This is a genomic window from Boudabousia marimammalium, from assembly GCF_001936115.1.
In the GTDB taxonomy this organism is placed as follows: domain Bacteria; phylum Actinomycetota; class Actinomycetes; order Actinomycetales; family Actinomycetaceae; genus Boudabousia; species Boudabousia marimammalium.
Genome location: NZ_MPDM01000011.1, coordinates 37,060 through 47,194, shown reverse-complemented (window position 1 = coordinate 47,194; position 10,135 = coordinate 37,060). Strand labels below are relative to the sequence as shown.

8 protein-coding genes are annotated in these 10,135 nt (G+C 54.8%); 2 read left to right on the top strand and 6 right to left on the bottom strand.

Features of this window, described 5'->3' with window-relative positions; translation table 11 throughout:
* The 5 genes from BM477_RS08080 to BM477_RS08060 form a co-directional block, all read right to left on the bottom strand.
* On the bottom strand, positions 1 to 1,742 hold a 1,742-nt coding region (locus BM477_RS08080; protein ID WP_075362161.1), incomplete at its 3' end, for a sialidase family protein.
* 205 nt (positions 1,743 to 1,947) lie between these two features.
* Positions 1,948 to 3,546: a lysine--tRNA ligase gene (lysS, locus tag BM477_RS08075; RefSeq protein ID WP_143230267.1), complete on the bottom strand. Its 1,599-nt coding sequence runs from the start codon at positions 3,544 to 3,546 to the stop codon at positions 1,948 to 1,950.
* A gap of 56 nt (positions 3,547 to 3,602) precedes the next feature.
* The gene (locus BM477_RS08070) at positions 3,603 to 4,286 is read right to left on the bottom strand and encodes an NAD(P)-binding domain-containing protein (protein WP_075362160.1); all 684 of its coding nucleotides are present in this window, start codon (positions 4,284 to 4,286) and stop codon (positions 3,603 to 3,605) included.
* Positions 4,283 to 5,926, bottom strand: coding sequence for a PH domain-containing protein (locus tag BM477_RS08065; RefSeq protein WP_075362159.1), 1,644 nt, complete (start codon positions 5,924 to 5,926; stop codon positions 4,283 to 4,285). Before BM477_RS08065 ends, BM477_RS08070 begins: the two co-directional genes overlap by 4 nt.
* Positions 5,927 to 5,929: 3 nt before the next feature.
* On the bottom strand, positions 5,930 to 6,436 hold the full coding sequence (locus tag BM477_RS08060) for a PH domain-containing protein (protein ID WP_075362158.1): 507 nt from the start codon (positions 6,434 to 6,436) through the stop codon (positions 5,930 to 5,932).
* 170 nt (positions 6,437 to 6,606) lie between these two features.
* Between BM477_RS08060 and BM477_RS08055 the strand changes: the two genes are divergently transcribed.
* Together BM477_RS08055 and BM477_RS08050 are read left to right on the top strand one after the other, a co-directional pair.
* A complete protein-coding gene (locus tag BM477_RS08055) occupies positions 6,607 to 7,839 on the top strand; it encodes an HD domain-containing protein (RefSeq protein ID WP_075362157.1) in 1,233 nt (410 codons plus the stop codon).
* A 138-nt stretch (positions 7,840 to 7,977) separates the two neighbouring features.
* The gene (locus BM477_RS08050; RefSeq protein ID WP_075362156.1) at positions 7,978 to 8,268 is read left to right on the top strand and encodes a WXG100 family type VII secretion target; all 291 of its coding nucleotides are present in this window, start codon (positions 7,978 to 7,980) and stop codon (positions 8,266 to 8,268) included.
* Between the two features lie 71 nt (positions 8,269 to 8,339).
* Here BM477_RS08050 and groL read toward each other — a convergent pair whose 3' ends face one another.
* Positions 8,340 to 9,965 carry a chaperonin GroEL gene (groL, locus tag BM477_RS08045; RefSeq protein WP_075362155.1) on the bottom strand — a complete coding sequence of 542 codons (1,626 nt, stop codon included), beginning with the start codon at positions 9,963 to 9,965 and terminating at the stop codon, positions 8,340 to 8,342.
* Positions 9,966 to 10,135: the final 170 nt, after the last annotated feature.

The following is a 10,135-nucleotide window of genomic DNA, read 5'->3' as shown; positions in this document are numbered from 1 at the left end:
TCCACAGTGGCACCATCATTCACCGCAACATTCACCACTGGAGTGACACTGATATCGGGAATTTGAGTTCCATTCACAGTAACTACCGTCGCCTCCACCGAAGGCTCCACAGTCGGCTCAGGCGTAGCCTCACCAGGATCAATCAGTCCCAACCACTCGGCATCAATCTTCATGTAATCAATGTTTTGATACTCGTCGGATTCAAAAAGTAGACCATAGGTGCCATCAGCCAGCGGGGTTAATGTTGAATAAGCCATTGAGCCAGCATAGAACTGCCGCCCCTCATTCCAAGTCTTGCCGTCATCATAGGAAATCCGCACATGACCGTTAGCCCGACGATTAGTTGACTTTGCATTAGAGAACAACAGCACTTTAGCGCGGAGAGAGCCTTCGGGAGCATTCGGGTAAGCGCGAATGATGGAAGCGTTATTGACAGGATCTTCCAACTGGTTCTCAACCTTCCACGGGCCCCAAGTCTCACCCTGATCCTCTGAATAGGAGACATAACGGTGACCGCCAGCGGCGCCGGTACGAGAGTTCATCATCAAGGTGCCATCAGACAACTCGACGACCTTGTTTTCATCACCGTAAGCAGCAGTCAAAGCACCCGCATGCCACGTCTCACCATGATCGTCAGAGTAAACTGAATGGTTAAACAAACCACGCACACCCTGCTTGAAAATGGCGTACTGCTGCAACAAACGCCCCTTGTGCTCACCATAGCGCAACTGGATACCTTCACCAGAACTGGCGAAACGTGCCCGCCAAGTCGCCACGTCACCTGTTACCTGCTCGGTGATAATTTTCGGAGTCTCCCAAGTTTCACCATTATCCGAAGACTTCGTGACGGCAGCCTGAATCACGTTCTTGTCCTCGTGATTAACGCCCAATCGTGAGCCCGCAATGCCCTGCTGGAAGGATTTAACAGCGAAAAGGAAAATGTCACCGGTTTCACGGTCCACCACTAAAGAAGGATCAGAATAACCATACTTCTCTAAGCCAGGAGCCGGATGCCCTTCCATCGCGGTAGCAATCTTACTCCAAGAACGCCCATTGTCCTTTGAAATCCGGTAAACAATCGAGTTGGGAGTAGGCGCGTCGCCACAACCCCGGGGACGACCATCCCAAGCAGCAATAATGTTTCCATTCACCGCCTGCGTCAGCGCCGGAATCCGGTGGCACGGGAACCCTCCACTTCCGGGAGTAGCCAAATGAACAATCTCACCTATTGCGTAGTCATGCGGGGTTTCCAGCGGATCAGGAACAGGAATCACAGTAACCGGGTCCGCATTAGCTTGGATCCCCGCTTGTAGAACATTGTTCCCATCACGATCAGTAGTAGCATCCCATGTACTCATGGGGGTGAAAGTGCCTGCCTGCGCATCTTTAGCTGTCGCAATATGGAAAGCAAAGTTGCACTGTTTAGTCGCCCCCGCCGCGAGATTAACCCAACGACAGTTCTTGGTATCCCCAGGCACCACATCAGAAAGATTGGATTCACGGGGGAAAGCAGTGAGTGCAGAATCCGTATTGTTCTTGTAGGTAATGCGGAAAGTCAGCCGGTCACCTTCCCTGATTTCACTACCCAAGTCATCAGTTCGAGTGAGAGTCACAGTGAGTTTATCGGTTTCCGCTACCGCCAGATTAACCGGTAAAGAAATCAGCGTTGCCACCATCGCAAAAACAGCGACGAGAGCGACCAACATCCTGCGACCGATTCGAGAGTTAGTTGTTGTCATCATTGACCTTTCCGTAGGCGAGCCCATTCTCGCATGATACGTAGAAGATACAATATCAGACATCCGACATGCATGCTTTAAATTATGTCTGCCAAATTGTCACAATCATCAAAATAGAATTCAAAACCGCCCCGCCATACCCCTAGATAGCGAAGACCCTCGGCCCCTTGCCGAAACAAAGAACCGAGGGAATACGTAAAACCAAAAATTAGAGACGCTTAACCAGCGGGAAAGTAATAGTCTCCCGAATCCCTTGACCGGTAATCGCCATCAGGAGCCGGTCAATCCCCATGCCCATACCACCGGCAGGCGGCATCCCCTGCTCCATGGCCTGCAAGAACTCTTCATCCACCTCCATGGCTTCCGGGTCACCATTCGCGGCGTCCAGAGACTGCTGCTCAAACCGCTCACGCTGCACTACCGGATCATTCAACTCAGAGTAGCCGGTCGCCAGCTCAAAACCACGCACAATCAGATCCCACTTCTCCACCTTGCCGGGCTGACTGCGATGCGCCTTCACCAGCGGTGAAGTATCCACCGGGAAATCACGCACAAAAGTCGGCTCCCACAGGTGGTCCCCCACTAGCTCCTCCCAGAGGGTTTCCACAATCTTGCCGTCGACATAGTAGTCTTCGACCTCAACCTCATGCTGCTCAGCCAACTGCAACAGCCGCTCACGTGAAGTCTCCGGGGTGACTTCCTCACCCAGCTTCTCAGAAAGCGACTCATAGAGGCCAATCTGCTTCCATTCGCCACCCAGATCGTATTCGGTGCCGTCCGGCAAAGTGACCTTAGTGGAGCCGGTCGCCGCGATGGCTGCGTTCTGAACAATGTCTTGAGTGAGCTGACCAATCGTGTCATAAGTACCGTAAGCTTGGTAGGCTTCCAGCATCGTAAACTCCGGGCTGTGTGAAGAGTCTGCACCCTCATTACGGAAGTTACGGTTAATTTCAAACACATTCTCCACCCCGCCAATCAGGCAGCGCTTCAAGAAGAGCTCCGGCGCAATCCGCAAATACAGGTCAGTGTCGTACGCGTTCATGTGCGTGGTGAACGGGCGGGCCGCCGCGCCACCGTGAATATTTTGCAGCATCGGAGTTTCCACTTCCAAGAAGTCATGCTGATCAAACCATTGGCGAAGCGAACGCATCACCAAAGAGCGAGTGCGCACCATATCGCGAGCCGACTGGCGCATAATCATATCCAGCTCACGGCGACGAACCCGCTGTTCCTCAGACAGGGAAACCTCGGTACCATCCTCCGCGGTGAAAGTCTTAGGTAGCGGGCGAACCGCTTTCGCAGCCAAGGCCCAAGCTGGAGCGGCCGTAAAAGTACCAGCACCAGTGCCCTCACCGCCGGCGGTAGCCATAATTGAAAGCTCACCGCGGCGCGAAGAAATCACGCGACCGTGCACATACAGGTGGTCACCCAAATCGACCGCCGTCTTAAACTGCTGCAAAGAATCCATGCCCACCTCATTAGCAGACAGCATGGCCTGCAGACGCGAACCGGCACCATCTTGAATGGTGACGAAACAGAGCTTACCGGTGTTACGCAAGAACATGACACGACCGGCAACACCAGCCAAATCCTCGGTCTCATCGCCGGCTTCAAGATGGCTGTACTGTTCACGAATCTGCGCAATAGTGGCGGTAACCGGCAACTGCACCGGGTACGGGTTGACACCAGATTCCAACAGCTGGGCACGCTTTTCCACCCGGATTCGCACCTGCTCTGGGGTGTCGTCGGACGGATTCTGTGCTTGGGGAGGCTGATTGCCTGCAGTTTTATTTTCACTCACAGGCAATAGTTTAACGGCAATCCGCTTTTCTGCCGTGCCGGTAGCCAATTTTTGGCTTAGTTTCACACTTTTGTGTCGCGCACATGAACGTAGGTGGCGTCCAGCAGGCGGCTGGTGACCGCTCCGGCCGCCTCACTATCACCTGACAGCTCCATCATGGTGTCCACTAAAGAGTCCGTGGCTGACTCCAGAGTCCGCATAGTTTTCAACAAAGCCGCCGCATAGTTGGCGCGCTCCCCCTCGGCAATTACGAAGGGGCGCCCACCCAACTCCACTGCTAAAGCCATCCCGATTGGCTGCAAAGGACCCGCCGCGGTAATCGCAAAGGGGCAATCCACCAAGAGCGTCTCATCCAAACTGGTTCCCGTAAAACGCATGGCTGGGTGAATGGCGAGGCCGAGGGCGCCACGCGCAGTTGCCGCCGCTAGGGGACGGGTGCCGAGGGCGGGCGCAGTGTGGATGATCAGCTGCCCGGGCTGCCACAGCTCCAGTGCGGCCAGACCTTCTACCGTGGGGGCTATCTGGTTCGCGGGCAAGGCAAGGAGGACAGCTTCGGAACGTTCCACTAGCTGCTCGGGGCTGAGGATTGGCACATTCGCTAGGCGCACTTGGGCACGCTCGCGGGAGTCCTCACTATCTGCGACCACGCCGACGAGGGCGTGCCCGGTGGCGCGGAGAGCGGAGCCGAGGGCGCAACCGACGGCCCCCGCGCCAATAATGCCAAAGCCAAGACGGGCGGGTTTCACAAGGACACTACTTCCTGATCTGTCGAGGTAGCGGGATTGTCCGCTTCGTCAGGCATTTCGAAATCCGTGTTGCCGCTGGACATGGAGCCATCTTGGCTACTGGAAACTGCAGCCACCTGCTGAACCCGAATCATCCACTTTGCGGACGGTTCAGTTTCTCGGCGCTGCTGCGAGTACTGCGCGACCTGCGCCCACAGATCCCGGCAGTGTTCAGCACCAATATTTGGCATAACAGTGAGGATTTGCCCTTGCACCAGATGAATATGCAGATTAGCCAGGCCCAGTCGACGCTCCCACGGTCCTTGAGAGATCTCCACGGACTGAATATGCTCATGCAACACAATATTGATGCTTTTAGTCAGCCAGCCGCGCCGGAAAACCAGGGCGTGCGGGGTGATAGCCACCGCGTTGCGACGATAGGTGAACCAGTCAAACCAGCGGGACACCAGTGGGTTCGGCACGAAACTTTGGTAGCTGTCACGGCTACCATCGAAGGCTTCTTCCCAAAGCTGGTCGGGGTTTTCCACCCCCAGGTCGCGGACAATCAACCAGCTGCTAGAGACAGCGTCTTGGCGGCTCCCCACCGGAATCAGCACATTATTGCTCTGCTCTGTGTCACCTTGATAGCTGGCGATTTCCATTTCCACCCGCCAGTAGTCGCGGGTCCGCCACAGCAAACTCTGACTGAGTTTCACGCCGTGCACGCGACCGGGCGGCAGAGTTTGCGCTTTGAGATCCGTAATGCCATTACGAATACGAATCCCATCCGGAGAGGCAGCCAAAACAAAGTTAATACTGCGACTAATCGAGTTCCAGCTTCCGCTAATCAGACCTAGGAATAATGGCGCCAAAGCGACCAAGCTGCCAGAAAAACCCCGCCAGCCCCATGATGAGAAACCATAGATAGCGAAACTAAATACCCCGATAATCACAATAACAGTCGTAATGAACCAGCCGGACAGTGCTACCGAAACGAAAAGCGACGGCAGATTAACCCGGTACAGTTCAGTTTCGGGTGCTACCGGGGTGGCCCGCAGTACCGGCGGGGTCACGTCGGCGCTGGGAGCGGAACCGTCTTCAGTTTCAGCGTTCTCAGCTTGGCTGGGGGCCGAGGGGGATTCCCCCTCGTCCTCGGAAAAACCAGCCGCCAGATACAAAATCCGCGCCCGGGTTTCTTCAGCCTCCGGCAGGCGGAGCATACCGATTTCAATCTTAGACTCATTACCACCGGTGGCTTCTACGTTCACGTTCGCCAAGCCGAAAAGACGGCCCAGCAGCGGCTGCACCACATCGATTGCTTGGATGCGCGACATTTTGATTTCGCGCTCGCTCTTAAAAAAGATGCCTTTCCGGTAGTGAATGGCTTCCGGCTCCAGCGCGTACCCAATAAACCGGTAAGAGATGGCCGCGTAAAGGCCAACCAGCAAGGCAAAAACTAGGATAAAAGCTAGCGGAATCAAAACCCAAGCCAGACCACCCAGCTGTGTGTAATCCTGCAGATAATGGATTAGCTCCACGCTTTCCCTGAAATTCTGGATGGCAATAATACCGACCAGCGCGGCAATCCCCTTCCACACCGTCACCACCGGGGTGATGGGATGAACTTTCAACCAATTCAGTTCAGCTTTCTGATCTGACATGGTTTAAAGCCCCGCCATCAGGGCTTCGCCCCGCTCAGACAGCACCTTACGCAGACGGTTAGCTTCCTCACGGGGAAGACCCACAATCGTTGCGTCCGTAGAAGCGGAAGCCGTATGGAGCTTCACAGACGCCATCCCGTAATGCCGGGCAATGGGCCCTTCATCTAGATCAACAAACTGCATCCGGCCATAAGGAATCACAGTCATGGAGCGGAACATGATACCGGAGCGCAAATATAGCTCACGCTCCCCCTCGTAATACCCAAACGCCTTAACTTGACGCGAAACCAGCCACATCAGCCAAAGCCAAAGCAGTAACACCACGGCAGCAATCGACAAAGTAATCCAGCGACCGACTTCCGCAAAAGCGACAAAAGCAAGCACACCCATAATCACGATGATGGGGACAAAGAAAATGCTCAAACCAATCCGGCGAACTTTAGCCAGCTGGGGCATCACCGGTCTGAATCGTGCACCTTCAAGCTCAAAAAGCGAATCACTTCCACTCATAACTGCCTTCCAGATAGAAAACCTCAAGTTGAGACCTTGTTCAAATGCTATCTTACTCAGCCCGCAAGATTTTGACCTTCCCTGACAATGGAAGTCACCTCCGCTAATTCGACCTTCAGCAAATATGAGCATAGGATTGGATACGTTGTTGTCTTAAGAAAGGTGTTCAGATGGGCATCAGTGACGCTCCGCAATGGCTGGTTTCAGCCTTTATACGTAGCGCCGAGGCAGTGGAAGCAACCGCTGACAAGGAAATCCTACGGGAGCATTGCTTAAAGCTGGTGGAACGATGGTCCGCACCAGAGCGGGTCTTCCACAATCTAACGCATTTGATTAATACTTTAGCCGCACTCGATGAGATTGTGGCCGCCTCACATGACCCGGAGATGCTCCGCTTAGCAACTTGGTACCACGGAGCAGTATTTGCCACCGATGAAGACAGCACCTACGCTGGCGAAGCCGGAGAGGTCATGGCACCCTCCGCCCAGTACGCGGCTGATGATTTACGTGAGCTAGGTGTCAGTGAGGAACGAATCCAGCGCATTGTTCACCTGATTTTGGGCTTAGGGAAGCACTCCGCCGCGCCGGAAGATATCGATGCCCGCGTGCTAGTGGATGCGGAACTGTCCATGCTGGCGGCCAGCCCACAAGATTACCGTAAATACCGCGAAGCTATTGCCGCCGAATACTCACATATTCCGCGCGCTCGTTTCCTAGCGGGACGTAAAATGATTATTACCCATCTGCTAGAGCGTCCCAAGCTTTTTATCTCCCCGCTGGGGGCCGCTTGGGAGAAGCCCGCCCGCGAGAATCTAGAAGCTGAACTAACGAAAGTCAACGCAGAGCTTTCTAAACTGAGCGAAGCAGAACTCACAGAGCTGCGGGAAAGCAATCAGCTGGATACCGCAGCTGACGAGCCACGAGAAACGGGCGCAGCCCCCGACGCGACCCCTACGCTAATTAAGGGGGTTAAGGAACCCAGCACTGATTCGGGAAAGATTCCTGAAGTGGAAGTCGCCCCATTGGGCATCTCAGATCCAAACGAGATTGCCGGAGGCATCGAAGAGCCTGAACTGGCAGAACAGTTAGATGAGTATGTGGAAGAATCCCCACAGCAGCCGGCCACTGAGATAGAGGAAAAACCAGAATTGGTTGAGCCAGTGCAACAGGTACGTCTATCTGCGGAGACTGCTCAAGGCGATAGCGTTCCAGTGAAACGTCCCATTTTGCACAACACTGATGACGAGGATGACTTGCTCTCCACGATTTCTTCCACTTTGGAAGTCGCTGATGACTGCCTTGACACAGCTGAGATGCGGGCCCTAAAAGAAGCTAAACGACGCAACCCGATCGTACCGAAGATGACTAACCCGGATTTAGATCCGGAAAAGAACCAAGACTGAGTTATCCACAGCTTAAGTTATCCACAGCTTGGATTTTCCGGACTGGTTTAGCTCCTTTCCCCCCTGCAAAAGTAGGGGCATGAGATAACGCTGCGGACGGGCCGCGGCATTGTTCTCTCATAGATTGAGGAGAAAATCATGTCGATGTTTCAAGTTGATTCAACACAGGTTGCGGGGGCTTCCGCGGCGGTTTCCACTTCGGGGTCGCGTCTGCGGGCAGAAGTTGCTTCCATGATGACTCAGCTAACCGCGCTGAACTCGGGGTGGCAAGGATCAGCCCAGCTTTCCTTCACTGAATGCATCACCCAATGGCAGGCGGTGCAAACCCAAGTGGAAGAAGCTCTAGATTCAATTAGCACCCGGCTGATGGCGGCTTCCCGCACCTACGAAGAGGCTGAAGCGCAGGCGCAATCACTATTCGCTAGATAGTTTGAAAAACGGCGGGGCAGGAACCTAGTTGGTTCCTGCCCCGCCGGCAGTTTAGCTACGAAAGCGGCAGTTTAGTACATGCCACCCATGCCGCCCATATCGCCTTCGCCACCGGCGGGAGCCGGCGGTTCAGGCTTGTCAGCGACCACTGCTTCAGTGGTAAGGAACAGGCCAGCAATAGAGGCTGCGTTCTGCAAAGCAGAGCGGGTCACCTTAACCGGGTCAGCGATACCAGCTTCCAGCAGATTCTCGTACACGCCGGTAGCAGCGTTTAGGCCTTCACCAACGCCCAGATTCTTGACCTTGTCGGCAACAACGCCCGGCTCCAAGCCAGCGTTGTAAGCAATCTGCTTCAAGGGGGCTTCAGCTGCTAGACGGACGATTGCCACACCGGTGGCCTCATCGCCCTCGACCTCAAGGTTGTCCAGAACCTTAGCTGCCTGGATTAGCGCAACGCCACCACCGGAGACGATGCCTTCTTCCTTAGCGGCCTTCGCGTTACGGACAGCGTCCTCAATGCGGTGCTTACGCTCCTTGAGCTCCACCTCAGTGGCTGCACCGGACTTGATGACAGCAACACCATGGGAGAGCTTAGCGAGACGCTCCTGCAGCTTCTCACGGTCGTAGTCAGAATCGGTCTTTTCAATCTCTGCACGCAGCTGAGCCACACGGCCCTCCAGCTGCTCAGTGGTGCCCCCACCATCAACAATGGTGGTTTCATCCTTAGTGACAACCACCTTGCGGGCGGTGCCCAGCAAGTCAAGGTCAGCGTTCTCCAAGGACAGGCCCACGGTCTCAGAGATGACCTGACCGCCGGTCAGAATAGCCATATCCTGCAACATGGCCTTACGACGATCACCGAAGCCCGGAGCCTTAACAGCAACGGACTTGAAGGTGCCGCGAATCTTGTTCACGACCAGGGTTGCGAGCGCTTCACCCTCGATATCTTCAGCGATAATCGCCAGCGGCTTACCGGACTGCATAACCTTTTCCAGCAGGGGCAGCAGGTCCTTCACGTTAGAAATCTTGGACTCCACCAGTAGGACGTAGGCATCTTCCAAGGCGGCTTCCTGGCGCTCAGCATCAGTCACGAAGTAGGGGGATAGGAAGCCCTTGTCGAAACGCATACCTTCGGTGGTTTCCAAAGTGGTGTCGAAAGAGTTGGTCTCTTCAACAGTGATGACGCCCTCGGCACCAACCTTCTCCATGGCTTCGGCAATCAGGCGACCGATCTCCGGGTCGGCGGCAGAAATCGAAGCGGTTGCGGCGATTTCTTCAGTGGTTTCGATTTCCTTGGCGTCGGAGAGTAGCTGCTTTACTACCGCCTCGACGGCCTTGTTAATGCCGCGCTTGAGCGCAATCGGGTTAGCCCCAGCAGCGACGTTACGCAGACCTTCCTTCACCAGTGCCTGCGCGATAACGGTAGCAGTGGTGGTGCCGTCGCCGGCAACATCGTCAGTCTTCTTTGCGACTTCCTTCACCAGTTCGGCGCCAATGCGCTCAAACGGATCTTCTAGGTCGATTTCTTTAGCGATGGAAACGCCATCGTTAGTAATAGTGGGGGCGCCCCACTTCTTGTCGAGGACGACATTGCGACCCTTCGGGCCGAGAGTCACCTTAACGGTGTCTGCCAGCAGGTTGAGGCCACGCTCAATATTGCGTCGTGCTTCCTCATTGAAAGAAATAATTTTTGCCATTGTGATTGGTCCCTCCGCAGTGCGGTTTGTGTGGGATTTCCATGCCCGCGACGGACGACTGGCAGATTGTGCGTTCACGTCACGCACAGCTGACACAGCCTCACGAAAACCCCGATGGTTATCACTCATAGGCTTTGAGTGCTAAGTAAAGTTTGGCACTCTCACCCTGT